The sequence below is a fragment of the Aurantimonas sp. HBX-1 genome (genome assembly GCF_021391535.1).
Classification (GTDB): domain Bacteria; phylum Pseudomonadota; class Alphaproteobacteria; order Rhizobiales; family Rhizobiaceae; genus Aurantimonas.
In genome coordinates this window covers 3,533,932-3,550,210 of sequence record NZ_CP090066.1, presented here as the reverse complement: position 1 = coordinate 3,550,210, position 16,279 = coordinate 3,533,932, and the positions used below count along the sequence as shown (strand labels likewise).

Here is a 16,279-nt window from a genome sequence, read left to right as displayed (position 1 = left end):
GGCTGCCTTAAGCTTGGCGGCCGACCACCCGGTCCGAGCAGTCGACCGGAGAAATTCATGGCGATCAGACGTTTCCTGGCCGCGGCCGTCATGGCCGCCACCATCGGTGCGCCGCTGGCGGCCCGCGCCCAGCCGGAGCCGCTGCCGGTCGACCAGGCCTTCGCGCTGACCAGCACGGCGACCGCCGCCAGCGGCGTCGAACTGCGCTGGGCGATTGCGGATGGTTATTACCTTTATCGCGACAGGATTGCGGCGGCGACCCCGGCCGGCGATGACCTCGTGCTCGACATGCCGCGCGGCGAGCCAAAGGACGATCCGAATTTCGGCACCATGGAGGTGTTTCACCAGGTCGCGACCGCGACGCTTGCCACGGCCCCGGCCGGCGCCGCACAGATCGCGGTCTCGTTCCAGGGATGCCAGGAGGACGGCATCTGCTACCGGCCGGTGACGCGGACGATCGCGCTGGCCGGACTGCCGGCAGGGTCCCCGGATCCCCGGCAGACGCCGGCGCTCGCCGCAGGCGGCGCAGCGGAACGGCTCGCATCGACAGCGGACGGCTTCCGCGGCGCCCTCCGCGAGGCCGGCGGCAGCACGCAGGTCAGCAATCTTCCGCTGCCCGGCACCGGCACGGGTGCCGGCTCCGGGATCCGCATCGACGGCGCCTCAGGCGGCCTCGTGACTTCCCTGCTCGACGACGGCGGCGCCGCCTGGGCGGTCGCCATGTTCTTCCTGCTCGGCCTCGGCCTTGCCTTCACCCCATGCGTCTTCCCGATGTATCCGATCCTCGCCGCCCAGCTCGGACGGCAGGCGGGCCGCCCGTCGGCCGGGCGCGGCCTGCGGCATTCCGCGGTCTACGTGCTGGCCATGGCCACCGCCTTCGGCCTCCTCGGGGTGGTCGCGGCCTGGTCGGGCCAGAATCTGCAGATGGCCTTGCAGTCGACACCCGCGATCGTTGCGGTCTCGCTGGTCTTCGTAGGGCTTGCGCTGTCGATGTTCGGCCTGTTCGAACTGCGGCTGCCGAGCGCCTGGACCAACGCCGTCGCCGGCGCCACGCCGGGGCGGGGCGGGATCGGCTCGACCGCCGCGCTCGGCTTCACCTCGGCGCTGATCGTCGGCCCCTGCGTGACGGCGCCGCTCGCCGGCGCGCTGATCTATATCGGCCAGACCGGCGATGTCGGCCTCGGTGCCGCGGCGCTCTTCGCCCTCGGCCTCGGCCAGGGCGTGCCGCTGGTCGCCTTCGGCACGTTCGGGGCCGGCATCATGCCCAGGGCCGGGCCCTGGATGCAGGCGGTCACCCGCGGCTTCGGCATCGCCTTCCTGGTGCTGGCCATCTGGATGATCGCCCGCATCCTGCCGCCCGTCGTCGCGCTGTGGCTCTGGGCGACGCTGCTGATCGGCGTCGGGGTGGCGCTGGGCGGGCTCGGCGGCAGCAGCGGCCAGAGCGGCATCGTGCGGCGGCTCGGCCAGACGGCGGGCGTCTTGGCGCTGATCTATGGCGGAACGCTGGCCGTCGGCGCGGTGGCCGGCGCGAACGATCCCCTGCATCCGCTGGCGCCGCTCGCCTCGAACGGCGCCGCGCGCAAGGCCGAACGGCTGTCCTTCGACACCGCCCAATCGCCGGCTGCGGTGGCTGCGGCGATCGCCACGGGCGACCGGCCGACGCTGCTGTATTTCACCGCCGACTGGTGCGTCAGCTGCGACGTGATCGAGCGCGAGGTGTTCGACGATCCGCGGGTCGAGGCCCGGCTCGGCGGCTACCGGCTGCTGAAGGTCGACGTCACCGACGAGCAGGCCGGGGTCCACCGCGCTGATGTCGGAGCTGTCGGTCGTCGGGCCGCCGACCATGCTCTTCCTCGACCCCGATGGCGCGGAGGCGCCCGGGTCGCGCGTCGTCGGCGAGATCGCCGCCGAGGCCTTCCTCGAGCGCATCCGCCGCGCGGGAGGCAGCTGACGTGACCGCCCTGACCCTCGGCCCGCTGGTCTTCGCCGGCGACCGCCTCGCCGCCATCATCGCCTTCGGGGTGTTCCTCGGAGTTGCCGCCCTCCTCACGCGCCGCGTCGACGGCCGGCTGGGCAACTGGTCGCTGGCCGTGGTGGCGATCGGTCTGGTCGCCGCCCGGCTGGGGCATGTCGCCCTGCACTGGGAGACTTTCGCGCCCGAACCGCTGCGCGTCTTCAGCATCCGGGAGGGCGGCTTCTCGGTGGGGGCCGGGCTCGCGGCTGCGCTGCTCACCACGCTCTACGTCTTCCGGGACGCTCGGCTGCGGGCCTGGTCGATCGGGGCTCTGGCCGGCGCGTTCGTGGTCTGGAATACCGCATGGCAGCTGGTCGCCGCGAGCAGCGCCGTCGCCGCGCCCGCCGGCAGCTTCGTCGCGCTGGAGGGCGCCGACCGTTCCCTGGGCGACTTCGCCGGCAAGCCGGTGGTCCTCAACCTGTGGGCCTCGTGGTGCCCGCCGTGCCGGCGCGAGATGCCGATGATGGCGACGATGGCTGCGGAGCGCGACGACGCGGCGTTCGTCTTCGCCAACCAGGGCGAAGGTGCGCAGGCGGTGTCTCAGTTCCTGGCCGGCGCCGACCTCGCCATCGACCATGTGCTGCTGGACCCGGCCTATGCGCTGGCACGGCATTACGGCGTCTCCGGCTATCCGGCGACGCTGTTCCTCGACGCGGGCGGCACCCTCCGCTCGCTGCATTTCGGAGAGATCTCGCGCGAAGCCCTCGCGGCGGGAATCGACAGCGCCAAGGCGAATTGACATGATTTTCACAAGCTTCCATCGCCATGGCCTCCTGGCCGTGACGCTGCTCATGATGGCCGGTTGCTCGACCGCCGGCGACCTGTCCCGGTCCGCGCTCGGCTATGCCGCGCCGGCCGCGGCCAGCGACCCCCGCTATGCCGCCTTCGAGGACCATGGCCGCGCCCTGCCGGCCATCCCCGCTGCGCATCTCACCGACGAGAACGTCCGCCAGCTGGTCGACTTCTATGGCCCGGAAGCGCCGGGCACCAGTGTCGTCGATCCGGCCGCGCACTTCCTCTATCTCGTCGAGGAGAACGGCAAGGCGATGCGCTACCGCGTCGGGGTCGGCAAGGCGGGCTTTGCCTTTGCCGGCAACGCCACGATCGCCCGCAAGGCCGAATGGCCCGGCTGGACGCCGACGCCCAACATGCTGAAGCGCGAGCCCGACCGCTTCGGCCCCTATGCCGGCGGCCTGGAAGGCGGGCTCGGCAATCCGCTCGGGGCGCGGGCCCTCTATCTCTACCGCGGCGGCCGCGACACCTACTATCGCATCCACGGCACCAACGAGCCGGCGACGATCGGCCGCTCGGTGTCGTCCGGCTGCATCCGGATGTTCAACCAGGACGTCATCGACCTCGAGACCCGGGTGCCCGTCGGCGCCGAGGTCGTGGTGCGCAGCGCATCGGAACCCGTCGCCTAGGCGCCGTCCCTCGAACAGACCCAGGAAGACAAAGATGCTGAAGACCCTGCCGCGCGCCGCCATGCTGGTGGTCGCAGGACTGGCGCTCGCCGCCTGTTCCACGACCGACCCGACACCGATCGCCTACGCCCCGACCCCGCCGCCGACCGATCCGCGGATCGCGCAGATGTACGGGGCGGTGGCGGACGACGGCTGGGACATTCCCGCCGTCGATCCCAAGCGCATGGACCCGCGCAACATAAGGCAGGTGGTCGACTACGCCACCGACGAGCCGGTCGGCACGGTCGTCGTCGATCCGCATGCGCGCTTCCTCTATCTCGTCATGGAGGACGGCAAGGCGATGCGCTACGGCGTCGGCGTCGGAAAGGCTGGCCTGGAGTTCACCGGCGAGGGGATCATCGAGCGCAAGGCGGAATGGCCGCGCTGGACGCCGACGCAGGACATGATCAAGCGCGAGCCGGACAAATACGGCGGGGAGTTGCGCGACGGCATGGAGGGCGGCATCGAGAATCCGCTGGGCGCCCGCGCCCTCTACCTGTTCAAGGGCGGACGCGACACGCTCTACCGCATCCATGGGACCAACCAGGAATGGTCGATCGGCCAGGCCGTCTCCTCGGGCTGCATCCGCATGCTCAACCAGGACGTCATCGATCTCAACCGGCGGGTGCCGCCGAAAACCCGGATCGTGGTGCTCGGGCCGGATGGCCGGGCGCAATCTAACCCAGAAGGAGACCCGACATGACCATGATCGACCGTCGCAGCCTGCTGATCGCAACTTTGGCGATCGGCGCGACGCCGCTGATCGCCCGGACCGCGTCCGCCGCGCCCGATCCGATGTCGAAGGAGGCCGTGCTGTTCGATCCCGAGGTGCCGGTGCTCGGCAACAGGGACGGCGACGTTACCATCGTCGAGTTCTTCGACTACCAGTGCCCCTACTGCAAGCGGGCGCATCCCGAGGTCGCCAGGCTGGTGCGCGAGGACGGCGGCATCCGCCACGTGATGAAGGACTGGCCGATCTTCGGGCCGGCCTCGCTCTATGCCTCCCGCCTCACGCTTGCCGCCGGGCAGCATCACCCGAAGGCACTGGCGGCGCTGATGGCGACGCCCGGACGGCTGACCCCGGAACAGGTCGAGACGGCGCTGACCGAGGCCGGCTTCAAGATCGCGGCGCTCAACGCCGCCTATGACGCGGACAGCGACAGGATCAACGGCATCCTCCAGCGCAACAGCGCCCAGGCGGAGAATTTCGGGCTGATGGGCACGCCGGCCTACGTCATCGGCACGGTGCTGTTCCCGGGCGTGGTGGCGCCGGCCGACATGAAGCAGGCCGTCGCCCAGGCAAGGGCCGGCTGACGCGGCGCCGCCACCGCGATTGGCGGCGCCCGGAAAGGCGCGCCGCCGGACCTCACGGGTCCGGCTTTCGCCCCGGGCCCCGGAGCCGCGGCACACCGGTTTCCCGGACGGCCGGGGTTTCAGGCAACCGCCTTGTGCTCCTCGCGGGCGGCTTCCCACACCTCGCGGGCCGCATCGATGTTCATGGCCGCAATGGCGAGGCCGACGATCACGTCCGGCCAGACCGATCGCCAGAGATAGGCGGTGACCAGGCCTGCCCCGATGATGGCGACATTGGCGGCCGCATCGTTACGGGCCGAGAGGAACGCCGCCCGCGTCAGGCTTCCGCCGTGCGACCGGAACCGCACCAGCAGGAAGGCGCAGAACAGGTTGACGCCGAGGGCACCGGCGCCGGCCAGCGACAGCGCAAAGGGTTCCGGCGGCACGGGATGGGTGAACTTCCCCCACAGCGCCCAGAGCAGGGCAAGGCCCGGGATCAGCAGGATTCCAGCCATGACCATGCCGGCACGGGCGCGGCTCGTCGCCGTCCAGGTGAGGGCGAAGAAGATCAGCAGATTGATCGAGGCATCCTCGAGGAAATCGACGCTGTCGGCAAACAGCGAGACCGAGCCGATGGACAGCGCCACGGCAAACTCGACCCCGAAATAGGCGAGGTTGAGCAGGGCGACGGTCAGGACGACGCGGCGAAGACTCATGGGTTCAGATTGCCTGCAGATCTCGCTGGAAAGCCAGCCGTCGCGGATATGCGGATAACGGTATCTGCCATCCCATGCCAATCGCGTCGAAATCGGGCGAGACTGCTGGGGCGAGGCCGTTGCCGCAAGGCGGATCGTGCCTTCGTACGGCCCATGGGAGGCAGGGACCTCGCGCGGCGACGCGTCCCGCTGCGCCCCGTCGGCGTGGTCACAGGCCTCGCGGCCAGCCGAACAAGGATCATGGACCCGTCATAGGACCAAGAAGATCCAGCCGGCGGCCTGGAACGTCTCGTTGGCCTTCTCCACGCCGTGCCGAGGTGCTGGCAGGAGACTGGCACAAGACGAGGCCCGTCGAGCGCAGTCTTGTCCGAAATGGTGAAAAATGGTGCGCCCGAAAGGATTCGAACCTCTGACCCCCAGATTCGTAGTCTGGTGCTCTATCCAGCTGAGCTACGGGCGCGCTCGGCACACGCTCGAAGGCGAGCGCCCTGTGCCGATGCCGGGCTAACTAGCCGCTACGGCCGGCGAATGCAAGCAGACGCCGGACGATTTTCGAGGCGTCGGACGCCGGGCTCCTTGCCGGTCCCGAGGGGCAGCTGGCCCGTTGTCGTGGTTGTCGTGCCTCCTCAGCCGGCGCGCGACGGCCCGGCCTCGCCGTCTGCGACGCGCCCCGGCATGCGGATCTCGAAGCGCGTGCCGGGCAGCGGACGCTCGGCCAGGGCGATCCGGCCGCCATGCGCCTGGACGATCTCGGCGACGATGGCGAGGCCGAGCCCGGTGCCGCCGGTGCGGGCCGAGCCCTGAAACGCCTTGAAGAGATTGTCCCGCGCCCGCGCCGGCAGGCCCGGCCCGGTATCCTCGATGCTGATCAGTACCTCGTCCGGCGGCTCCGGCCGGGCGTCGACGGTGACCCGGCGCACCAGCGAGGGCAGGTCGGCCGCGTCGCCTTCCAGCGCCTGGACGGCATTGCGGCAGAGATTGACCAGCACGCGGTGGAACTGGTCCGGGTCGACGGCGATCTCCAGGGCTTCCGGGACGGCGTTGACGAGTTCGATTGGGACGCCTTCCGGCGGCGCCACCACCTCGAACACGTCGTCCACCAGCCGTGCCAGCCGCACCGCCCGCTTGGCCGGCGGGCTCTCGATGGCGCGGCCGTAGGAGAGCACCGACTGGGTGTAGGCCAGCGCTCGGTCGAGGCTGCGCACCAGCGGCGGCACGACGCGCTGGACGCGCGGGTCGGGCACGTCGGCCAGCCGGTCGGAGACCATCTGCGCCGAGGCGAGGATGTTGCGCAGGTCGTGGTTGATCTTGGCGACGGCGAGGCCGAGATCGGCAAGATGGCGCTGTTCGCGCAGCGTCCCGGCGAGCCGCGCCTGCATGTCGGCGAGCTGCGCCTCGGCCGTGCCGATCTCGTCGCCCCGCCCGCTCGGCTGGATGATCCGGCCGGGGTCGGCCGGGTTCTCGCCGAAGCGGATCATCGCGCCGGTCATCGCCTGGATCGGCCGCACCAGGTAGAAGCTGATCGCGGCGTAGACGAGGAGCGCGGCGAACGAGGCGATCGCCAGCGACAGGAACAGGATGTTGCGCGAATAGATCAGCATGTCCCGCCGCAGCGGCCGCTCCGACATCACCACCTCCGCGACCAGCGATCCGTCGCCGACCGGGCCGGAGATGCGCATCGTGCGGTCGCCGCCGAGCAGCAGCGTGTCGAAGGCGCCGACGATCATCGTGACCGGGTTGCGGTCCGCGAGGTCGACCTGCAGATCGGCGACGTCGATGGTCTCGGCCCTGGCGATCAACCGCGACGCGCCGCCCTCGATGATCGCCACCAGCATGGCGTCGAGGGCGACCAGCAGGCCGGTGCCCTGGTCGGCCTCCAGCGTCGCGTCGCCCTCCGCTTCGCTGCCCTGCGAGGCGAGGCCCGCCACGGCGGCCGTCTCCAGCTTCGCCTCGAGCCAGCCTTCGCGGAAATTGGCGATCGACGGCACGAAGATCAGCACTTCGGCGAGCATCACCGCCAGCATGGTGATCAGCAGCAGGCGCCGGGATAGCCGCCGTCGGCCGCCGCGCGCGGGCATCGGAACCGGCGCCGGGTCGCCGGCGGGGCTGTCGACCGATTGCTGCAATGAAGTGCGTCCCCTTCGCCCTTCGTCAGGCCCCGGAGAGGGCCATCGCCGGTCCCCCCGGCAGCCTCAGCCGAACCGCCGCAGAAGGGCGATGGCGCGGCGCACGAAGGGGCGCCGCGTATAGGGAACATAGTAGGAAGTCGCGGCGCGTTTGCCAATTTCCGCGAGCGTCGGGTAGGGCGAGACGAAATCCCTGAGGTCCGCGACCGTCAGGCCCTTGCCGATCGCCAGCGACAGGAGATTGGTGATCTCGTCGGCGGCATGGCCGACAACGCCTGCTCCGACGAGCCGCCCGCGCCGCCCGATCACCAGCTTGATCAGCCCCTCGGTCCGGCGCTCGGTCTGGGCGCGGTCGTTGTCGCTATAGGGCCAGGTCAGCACATCGGCGTTGATGCCCCGGGCATCGGCCTCGACCGCAGTGAGGCCGACCTGGCCGAGCGGCGGGTCGGTATAGGTGACGCGCGGCAGCGTGTCGCGCGGCGTGCGGATCGGCAGGCGGAAGAGGATCGCGCGGACCACCAGCCCGGCATGCAGATTGGCGAGATGGGTGAATTGCGGGCCCCCGGCGATGTCGCCGATGGCGTAGGCCCGCCGGTTGCTGGTCCGCAGGTCGCGGCCGACGGTGATGCCGTGCCTGTTGTAGTCGATACCCGCCGCCTCGAGATTCAGTCCCGCGACATTGGGGGCGCGGCCGACGGCGACGAGGAGGTGTGAGCCCTCGATCGTCTCGGTCGAGCCGTCGCAGCGCTCGATGTCGACGCGAATCCGCCCGGCCTCGCCGCCGGCGCGGACCACCCGGGCACGCTCCTCGATCGCGACGCCCTCGGCCCGCAGCCTGTCGAGCACAACGGCGGAGAGATCGGCGTCTTCCCGGCCGAGCGGGGTCTCGCCCTCGACCACCGTCACCTTCGCCCCCAGCCGGCGGTGCGCCTGCGCCATTTCGAGGCCGATCGGCCCGCCGCCGATGATCACCAGATGGTCGGGGCAGGTGGTCAGGCCGAAGATCGTCTCGTTGGTGAGATGCGGCGTCGCCGCCAGACCCTCGATCGGCGGCACCAGCGGCGAGGAGCCGGCGGCGATGACGAAGCGGCGCGGCCGCACCAGCCGGCCGCCCGCGGAGACGGTCCGCGCGTCGACGAACGCGGCGCTCGCCTGGAGGACGGTGACGCCCAGTCCCTCGAAGCGCTCCACCGAATCGTTCGGCGCGATCGCCGCGATCACCTCGGCGACATGGCGCTGCACCGCGGCGAAGTCGATCCGCGGCTCGCCCGTCGATATGCCGAAGCGCGGCGCCTCGCGGACCGACGCGGCATGGTGCGCCGCCGCGAGAAGTGCCTTGGACGGCACGCAGCCATAGTTCAGGCAGTCGCCGCCCATGCGGCCGCGCTCGATCAGCACAACCGGGACGCCGAAAGCCGCAGCCGCCGCGGCGGTGGTCAGGCCGCCGGAGCCGGCGCCTATGACGCAGATGTCGGGGGTCAGGATCTCCGCCATCGGCGTCAGTCTCCTTGCGTCTCGATCGGCGCAGTGCCGGGTCGCCGGTTCCTGAGATAGGTCTTCTTCAGCACGAGGCCGAGCACCGCGAGCGCGCCGAGGCCGATCAGCGCATAGGTCATGTCCATCGTCACCAGCTTCGCCAGCGTGATCTCGCCCTTGCCGGCCTTGGCCAGTGCCTGGTTGATGCCGCTGCCGAGGAAGGCATAGACCATCGAGCCCGGAATGATGCCGAGAAAGGTGCTGGCGACGTAGGTCCGCAGCTTCACGTCGAAGAAGGCGGGCGCGAGGTTGACGGCGACGAAAGGCAGCACCGGCGTCAGCCTGAGGACGAGGAGATAGGCGAAGGCGTCGTCCCTGAAGCCTTCGGCGAAGCGGGCGAGCGAACCGCCGGCGCGCCGGCGCAGCACGTCCCCGAAGGCGTAGCGGGCGGCGAGGAACAGCGCGGTGGCGCCGATCGTCGCGCCGATCACCGTCAGTGTGCCGCCGAGCAGCCAGCCGAACAGGAAGCCGCCCGCCACGGTGAAGATCGCCGCCGCCGGAAAGGCGACGGCGACGAGGATCGCATAGCCCGCGACGAAGCCGGCCGAGGCGATGACGACGTGGTCCATCACCAGATCGCGCAGCGATTCGCGGCTCTCGAGAAACGCGTGCAGCGATATGTGCCGGTGCAGCCCGGCGGCATAGGCGGCCGCCAACGCCGCGACGATGATCGCGAGCGGCGCAAAACGCCAAAGGGTCGGCCGCGGACTGGCCTCGTGGGCCGTGTCCGCGCTCTCTGGTTCTGCAAGGGGATGGCGTGGCGACATTTGCGGACCGGCTTTCAGGCTGGCAGGTTGGTCACCGACCGCCGGTCGGCAAGGGCGATGACGCGATCGTCGGGGCGATCACGCCGGATTGAACCGGCCGGCGGCCGCCAGGCGGCGATTGACTTTTGCGGCCGGCTCTTCCAATAAGCCTCCATACGAGCGGGCAGCGTCCGCGCGACAATGGATGCGCGCTCGCTTTTCGCCCCGACATCCATTCTTGGAAACGACGAAGGGCCGCGCAATCGGGCGCGGAATCGCCACGATGAAACGTACCTATCAGCCGTCCCGCCTTGTCCGTAAACGCCGTCACGGGTTCCGCTCCCGCATGGCCACCACCGGTGGCCGCAAGGTGATCGCGGCGCGCCGCGCCCGCGGTCGCAAGCGGCTGTCGGCCTGATCTGACGCCGGCCGTTGGACGAGCGTCCGATGGCCGTGGGCAGAATGCGCAAGCGCGCCGAGTTTCTGGCGGCGCGCAGGGGCCGGCGTCTGAACGGTCCCTGCTTCTTCGTCGAGGCGCGCGACCGGGGCGACGGGACCGAACCGCGCGTCGGGCTGACCGTCACCAAGAAGGTCGGCAACGCGGTCGTGCGCAATCGTATCCGCCGCCGGCTGCGCGAGGCGCTACGGCTTGGCGCCGAGGCCGACATGGTCCCCGGCTACGACTATGTGATCGTCGCCCGCCGCGAGGTCCACGACATGCCCTTCGCCGCGTTGAAGGACGAGCTGTCCCGGCGGCTTGCCCGCACGAAACAGCCGCAAGGCGCGCCGGCGACGGCCAAACGGCGCGATCCGGAGCGTCGATCGGGGTCTGACTGATGCAGAACAACCGCAACTTCCTGATCGCCATGGCGCTGTCCATCGCCGTGCTGGTGGGCTGGCAGTTCCTGGTGGTGGCGCCGCGCATGGAGGCGCAGCGACAGATCCAGACGAGCGAAACCGCCGCGCCGCAAAATCCGGGGTCGCTGCAGACGCCGCAGACGCCGGCCGGAACGCCGCAGGATCAGGTCGCAGCTCCAGCCGGACGCGAGAGCGTCGTGCCCAGCGGCGAAGTGGTCGCCCCCGAATCGCTGGGCCGCGAGCAGGCCCTTGCCGCAAGCGAGCGAATACCGATCGATACGCCCGCCCTGTCCGGCTCGATCAACCTGACCGGCGCCCGCCTCGACGATCTGCGACTGAAGAATTATCACGAGACCGTCGACGATGAATCGCCGACCATCGTCCTTCTGTCGCCCGAACAGCTGACGACCGGCTATTTCGCCGAGTTCGGCTATCTCGGGCAGAACGCCGGAACGCTGCCCGGTCCCGCGACCGTATGGCAGGCGGAAGAGGGCGCGACGCTGACGCCCTCCACCCCGGTGACCCTCACCGCGACCAACGGCGCGGGCGTCACCTTCACGCGGCAGATCTCCGTCGACGACAAATTCATGTTCACGGTGGAAGACACCGTCCAGAACGCCGGCGAAGCGCCGGTGACGCTGTCGCCCTACGGCCGAGTCACGCGCTATTCCAAGCCCGAGGTCGCATCCACCTACGTGCTCTTCGAGGGGCTTCTCGGCGTCTTCGGCGAGGACGGGCTCTCAGAGGTCAAGTACTCGGCAATCGAGGACGACCAGCGCTACACGCCGCCGCAGGCGTCCAGCGGCTGGCTAGGCATCACCGACAAGTACTGGGCGACGACGCTGGTCCCCGAGGGCGGCCGGCCGTTCCAGTCACGCTTCCTCTATCTCGACGGGCAGCGGCCGCATTACCAGACGGAGTACGTGGCCGACCCGCTGACGCTGGCGCCGGGCGAGTCGGCTGTCACGACCCGCCGCACCTTCGCCGGCGCCAAGGTTGTCGACGTCATCGACAGCTACGAGGACACGCTGGACATCCAGCAGTTCGGCCAGCTGATCGACTGGGGCTGGTTCTATTTCATCACCCGGCCGATGTTCCACGCGATCGACTGGTTCTATCGCCTGTTCGGCAATTTCGGCTTCGCGATCCTCGCCGTCACCGTCGTGCTGAAGCTGGTGTTCTTCCCGCTGGCCAGCAAATCCTACAAGTCGATGGCGCGCATGAAGAACATGCAGCCGAAGATCATGGAGATGCGCGAGCGCTATAAGGACGACAAGCAGAAGCAGCAGCAGGAGATGATGCGGATCTACAAGGAGGAGAAGATCAATCCGGCGGCCGGCTGCTGGCCGATCCTGATCCAGATTCCGGTGTTCTTCGCCCTCTACAAGGTCCTCTACGTGACGATCGAGATGCGTCACGCGCCGTTCTTCGGCTGGATCCAGGATCTGGCCGCGCCTGACCCGACCAGCCTGTTCAACCTGTTCGGGCTGATCCCGATCGACGTTCCGACCTTCCTGATGGTCGGCGTCTGGCCGATCCTGATGGGCATCACGATGTTCGTGCAGATGCGCCTCAACCCGACGCCGCCGGACCCGACGCAGCAGATGATCTTCACCTGGATGCCGGTGATCTTCACCTTCATGCTGGCGTCGTTCCCGGCCGGCCTGGTGATCTACTGGACCTGGAACAACTTCCTGTCGATCCTGCAGCAGAGCGTGATCATGAAGCGCAACGGTACGAAGATCGAGCTGTGGGACAATATCAGGGGCATGTTCCGGAAGAAGGCGCCGGAGAGCTGATCACCGCGCCCGGGCGGCGGGCGCGGTCCGCCGGCCACCGAGGGGAGTGATCCTCGATGCACGGTCCTGATCCGAATGATCCCTATCCGATGGCCGGGCAGGCGCGGGTGGGCTTCCTCAAGCCGCTCGTCGACCATCCCCAGATCGAGATCGGCGACTACAGCTATTACGACGACCCTGCCGGCCCGGAACGGTTCGTCGAGGCCTGCGTCGGTCACCTCTATCCGGACCTCGGTGATCGTCTGGTGATCGGGCGGTTCTGCGCGATCGGGTCGGGCGTGCGGTTCGTGATGAACGGCGCCAACCATGCGATGACCGGGCTCTCCACTTATCCGTTCAACATCTTCGGCAACGGTTGGGAACGTGGCTTCGACGTCGCCACGATCGTCGCCGGGGTGCGGGGCGATATGGTGGTCGGCAACGACGTGTGGATCGGCGAGTGGGCGACCGTCCTGCCGGGCGTGTCGATCGGCGACGGCGCCATCGTGGGAAGCCTTGCTGTCGTATCGCGTGACGTCGAGTCGTATACTGTCGTTGCCGGCAATCCCGCGCGCGAAGTGCGAAGGCGCTTCGACCAGGAGACGGTCGAGCGTCTGAGGGCCGTCGCCTGGTGGAACTGGTCCGCCGAGAAGATCACCCGCAACCTCGACCTGATCCGGGGCGGCGATGTCGAAGCACTGGAGACCGCCCGATGAGCGTCACGAACGAGAACGCCGAAGGGCCGGCCATCGAGGCGCCGCCGCCGGCCGACCACCGCTTCTTCGCCCGCCCGTGGGTGTTCGTGCGCGGCGTGCCGGCGATGAAGTTCCTGCCGCCGGAAGGCCCGCCGGAGATCGCCTTCGCCGGCCGCTCGAATGTCGGCAAGTCGTCGCTGATCAACGCCCTGCTCGGCCAGAAGGGCCTGGCGCGGACCTCGAACACGCCGGGCCGGACGCAGGAGCTGAACTTCTTCGTGCCGGACGGCTACGGCGGCGAGACGCTGGAACTGCCGCCGATCGCCCTCGTCGACATGCCGGGTTACGGCTATGCCAAGGCGCCGAAGGACAATGTCGACGCCTGGACGCGCCTCGTCTTCTCGTATCTGCGCGGCCGGGCGAGCCTGAAGCGGGTCTTCCTGCTGATCGACGCGCGGCACGGCATCAAGAAGAACGACGCCGACGTCATGGACCTGCTCGACAAGGCGGCGGTCTCGTACCAGATCGTCCTCACCAAGATCGACAAGATCAAGCCGCCGGCGGTGGAGAAGCTGCTCGCGGAGACCGCCCTCGGGATCGCCCGCCACCCGGCGGCGTTTCCCCGCATTCTCGCCACCTCGTCGGAAAAGACCGTCGGCCTCGACGAACTGAAGGCCGAGATCGCCTCACTGGCGGACTGACGCCGCGGCGCTCAGCCGCCGGGAGGCAGCAGGCGCTGGCGGATCCGCTCCTCGATGCGCCGGCGCACGTCGCGATAGGCATCGAGGATCTGCTCGCGGCTGCCGGTGACGGCGGACGGGTCGGGCATCGGCCAGAACTCGACGTCGACGGCGGAGGTACCGGTCGCGTCGAGCGCGACGTGATGGGCCTCCGGCGCCATGGTGACGATCAGGTCGAAATAGCTGTCCTCGAGATCCTCGAAGCGCTGCGGCCGCCGCTCCCCGAGGTCCAGCCCCTGCTCGGACAGGACGATGTCGACGAAGGGGTCGCGCTGGCCGCTGCGGACGCCGGCCGAGGCGATATAGACCGAGGCCGGCAGGATCGAGCGGGCGAGGGCCTCGGCCATCGGCGAGCGGATGGCGTTCATGCCGCAGACGAAGAGCACCGAACGCGGCAGCGGCTTGGCGTCGCTCGGCTCGCTCATGGGCGCATCCCGGCCGCCGCCGCGCCTGACGAACGCGCGGAAGCCGCAGGGCCGGAAATCGCCGTGATTCCGCTCCCCCGCGCCACGGCGCTCAGCTCCGCCAGTGCAGGACGCAGATCAGCGTGAACAGACGGCGGGCGGTATCGAGATCGACCTCGATCTTACCCTTCAGCCGCTCCATCAGCGTCTGCGACCCGTCGTTGTGGATGCCACGCCGGCCCATGTCGATCGCCTCGATCTGCTGCGGGGTCGCGCTGCGGATCGCCTCGTAATAGCTGTCGCAGATCAGGAAATAGTCCTTGATCACCCGCCGGAACGGGGTGAGCGAAAGGATGTGGGTGGCGACCGGTTGGCCCGCCTCGTCCTGCACGTCGAAGACGAGGCGCTTGTCGGCGAGCGACAGCTTCAGCTTGAAGCGCCCGTCCGCCGGGGCGCCGGCCGGCACGAAATGGTTCTCCTCGATCAGGTCGAAGATTGCCACGGCGCGTTCGTGCTCCACGTCGGGCGTGGCGCGGCCGATCGTCTCGTCGAGTTCGACGTCGATCAGCCGGCCGCCTTCTGAGGATTCGTTCGGTGCCATCGCCGGTTCAGAGATTCAGCCGGATGGAGACGGAGCGCCCGTGCGCATCCAGACCCTCGACGCGGGCAAGTTCCATCGCCGCCGGCCCGAGGGCACGCAGCTGGTCCGGCCCGAGCTTCAGGAACGAGGTGCGCTTGACGAAGTCGAGCACCGAAAGGCCGGAGGAGAACCGCGCCGAGCGGGCGGTCGGCAGCACGTGGTTCGAGCCGCCGACATAGTCGCCGATGACCTCCGGCGTGTGCCGGCCGAGGAACACCGCGCCGGCGTTGCGCAGCCGGGCAAACAGCGTCTCGGGATCCTCGACGGCGAGCTCCAGGTGCTCCGGCGCGATCCGGTCGGACAGGGCAGGGGCGGCATCGAGGCTCGGCACCAGGATGATCGCCCCATGGTCCCGCCAGCTCGCCCGAGCCGTCTCGCCGCGCGACAGCTGCCCGAGCTGGCGCTCGACGGCGCCGGCGACGGCATCGGCAAAGGCGGCATCGTCGGTGATCAGGATGGATTGCGCCGCGGCGTCGTGCTCGGCCTGGCTGAGCAGGTCCGCCGCGATCCAGTCCGGATCGTTGTCGCCGTCGGCGATCACCAGGATTTCCGAGGGCCCGGCCACCATGTCGATGCCAACCGTGCCGAAGACCCGGCGCTTGGCGGCCGCGACATAGGCATTGCCGGGACCGACGATCTTGGCGACAGCCGGGATCGTCTCGGTGCCGTAGGCGAAGGCGGCGATCGCCTGGGCGCCGCCGATCCGGTAGATCTCGTCGACGCCGCAGAACCTTGCTGCCGCCAGCACCAGTGGGTTCAGCGCGCCGCGCATCGCCGGCACGGCCATGGCGATCCGCTCGACCCCGGCGACCTTCGCCGGGATAGCGTTCATCAGCACCGAAGACGGATAGCTCGCCGTGCCGCCGGGCACGTAGAGCCCGACCGATTCCACCGCGCTCCAGCGGCTGCCGAGTTCGACGCCGATCGCGTCGACATAGCGGTCGTCGGCCGGGCGCTGGCGCTCGTGATGGCTGCTGATCCGGGCATGCGCGAGTTCCAGGGCTGCCAGCGTCTCTGGCGCGGTGGCGGCATAGGCCGCTTCGATCTCCGCCGCGTCCACCCGCAGCGTCGAGGCGGTCAGTTCGAGGGCATCGAAGCGTGCGGTCAGGTCGATCAGCGCCGCATCGCCCTCGCTGCGCACGCGGGCGATGATGTCGCGGACGGCGTCATCCACGTCGGCGGCCGCCTCGCGCTTGGCACCGAGCAGGGCACGGAAATCGGCCTCGAATCCGGCATCCGAGCTGTTCAGTCTCGATGGCACCGCGGCAACCCC

General features: G+C 69.5%; 17 protein-coding genes and 1 tRNA gene. 10 read left to right on the top strand and 8 right to left on the bottom strand.

Translation table 11 applies throughout. The features are described from left to right. The first annotated feature begins 57 nt into the window (after positions 1-57). From dsbD to LXB15_RS16770, 5 genes are read left to right on the top strand one after another with little or no spacing between them, the layout of a single operon-like run. On the top strand, positions 58-1,956 hold the full coding sequence (dsbD, locus tag LXB15_RS16790) for a protein-disulfide reductase DsbD (protein ID WP_233949532.1): 1,899 nt from the start codon (positions 58-60) through the stop codon (positions 1,954-1,956). Then, complete coding sequence (locus LXB15_RS16785) at positions 1,953-2,753, top strand: TlpA disulfide reductase family protein (protein WP_233949531.1); 801 nt, start codon at positions 1,953-1,955, stop codon at positions 2,751-2,753. Before dsbD ends, LXB15_RS16785 begins: the two co-directional genes overlap by 4 nt. Position 2,754: 1 nt before the next feature. Next, positions 2,755-3,435 carry a L,D-transpeptidase gene (locus LXB15_RS16780; protein ID WP_233949530.1) on the top strand — a complete coding sequence of 227 codons (681 nt, stop codon included), beginning with the start codon at positions 2,755-2,757 and terminating at the stop codon, positions 3,433-3,435. A gap of 34 nt (positions 3,436-3,469) precedes the next feature. After that, positions 3,470-4,177, top strand: a complete 708-nt coding sequence (locus tag LXB15_RS16775) for a L,D-transpeptidase (RefSeq protein WP_233949529.1) — start codon at positions 3,470-3,472, stop codon at positions 4,175-4,177. A gap of 2 nt (positions 4,178-4,179) precedes the next feature. Further along, positions 4,180-4,788 carry a DsbA family protein gene (locus tag LXB15_RS16770; RefSeq protein ID WP_233953216.1) on the top strand — a complete coding sequence of 203 codons (609 nt, stop codon included), beginning with the start codon at positions 4,180-4,182 and terminating at the stop codon, positions 4,786-4,788. A gap of 119 nt (positions 4,789-4,907) precedes the next feature. Here LXB15_RS16770 and LXB15_RS16765 read toward each other — a convergent pair whose 3' ends face one another. The 5 genes from LXB15_RS16765 to LXB15_RS16745 form a co-directional block, all read right to left on the bottom strand. Then, a complete protein-coding gene (locus tag LXB15_RS16765) occupies positions 4,908-5,483 on the bottom strand; it encodes a cation transporter (protein ID WP_233949528.1) in 576 nt (191 codons plus the stop codon). A 383-nt stretch (positions 5,484-5,866) separates the two neighbouring features. Then, a tRNA-Arg gene (locus LXB15_RS16760) sits at positions 5,867-5,943 on the bottom strand. 166 nt (positions 5,944-6,109) lie between these two features. Continuing rightward, positions 6,110-7,609, bottom strand: coding sequence for a HAMP domain-containing sensor histidine kinase (locus LXB15_RS16755; protein WP_233949527.1), 1,500 nt, complete (start codon positions 7,607-7,609; stop codon positions 6,110-6,112). A gap of 66 nt (positions 7,610-7,675) precedes the next feature. After that, complete coding sequence (locus LXB15_RS16750) at positions 7,676-9,103, bottom strand: NAD(P)/FAD-dependent oxidoreductase (RefSeq protein WP_233949526.1); 1,428 nt, start codon at positions 9,101-9,103, stop codon at positions 7,676-7,678. 5 nt (positions 9,104-9,108) lie between these two features. Continuing rightward, entirely contained in the window at positions 9,109-9,912 is an 804-nt protein-coding gene (locus tag LXB15_RS16745) for a TVP38/TMEM64 family protein (protein WP_233949525.1), read from the bottom strand. Positions 9,913-10,174: 262 nt separating this feature from the next. On the opposite strand from LXB15_RS16745, the gene rpmH reads away from it, so the two are divergent. From rpmH to yihA, 5 genes are read left to right on the top strand one after another with little or no spacing between them, the layout of a single operon-like run. Then, complete coding sequence (gene rpmH / locus LXB15_RS16740) at positions 10,175-10,309, top strand: 50S ribosomal protein L34 (RefSeq protein ID WP_163042899.1); 135 nt, start codon at positions 10,175-10,177, stop codon at positions 10,307-10,309. Positions 10,310-10,338: 29 nt separating this feature from the next. Beyond that, entirely contained in the window at positions 10,339-10,728 is a 390-nt protein-coding gene (gene rnpA / locus LXB15_RS16735; protein ID WP_370640239.1) for a ribonuclease P protein component, read from the top strand. Then, on the top strand, positions 10,728-12,548 hold the full coding sequence (gene yidC, locus LXB15_RS16730; RefSeq protein ID WP_233949523.1) for a membrane protein insertase YidC: 1,821 nt from the start codon (positions 10,728-10,730) through the stop codon (positions 12,546-12,548). The genes rnpA and yidC overlap by 1 nt, the downstream gene beginning before the upstream one ends. Positions 12,549-12,604: 56 nt before the next feature. Beyond that, positions 12,605-13,243 (top strand): CatB-related O-acetyltransferase, encoded by a 639-nt coding sequence (locus LXB15_RS16725; protein ID WP_233949522.1) that lies wholly within the window; start codon positions 12,605-12,607, stop codon positions 13,241-13,243. Further along, complete coding sequence (gene yihA, locus LXB15_RS16720; protein WP_233949521.1) at positions 13,240-13,923, top strand: ribosome biogenesis GTP-binding protein YihA/YsxC; 684 nt, start codon at positions 13,240-13,242, stop codon at positions 13,921-13,923. The genes LXB15_RS16725 and yihA overlap by 4 nt, the downstream gene beginning before the upstream one ends. Before the next feature lie 11 nt (positions 13,924-13,934). Here the strand turns inward: yihA and LXB15_RS16715 are convergent, their stop codons facing one another. The 3 genes from LXB15_RS16715 to hisD all read right to left on the bottom strand — a co-directional run bounded on the left by LXB15_RS16715 (position 13,935) and on the right by hisD (position 16,267). After that, positions 13,935-14,387 carry a low molecular weight phosphatase family protein gene (locus tag LXB15_RS16715; RefSeq protein WP_233949520.1) on the bottom strand — a complete coding sequence of 151 codons (453 nt, stop codon included), beginning with the start codon at positions 14,385-14,387 and terminating at the stop codon, positions 13,935-13,937. Between the two features lie 91 nt (positions 14,388-14,478). After that, the gene (locus LXB15_RS16710; RefSeq protein WP_233949519.1) at positions 14,479-14,967 is read right to left on the bottom strand and encodes a UPF0262 family protein; all 489 of its coding nucleotides are present in this window, start codon (positions 14,965-14,967) and stop codon (positions 14,479-14,481) included. Positions 14,968-14,974: 7 nt separating this feature from the next. After that, positions 14,975-16,267: a histidinol dehydrogenase gene (gene hisD, locus LXB15_RS16705; RefSeq protein ID WP_233949518.1), complete on the bottom strand. Its 1,293-nt coding sequence runs from the start codon at positions 16,265-16,267 to the stop codon at positions 14,975-14,977. Between the last annotated feature and the right edge of the window lie 12 nt (positions 16,268-16,279).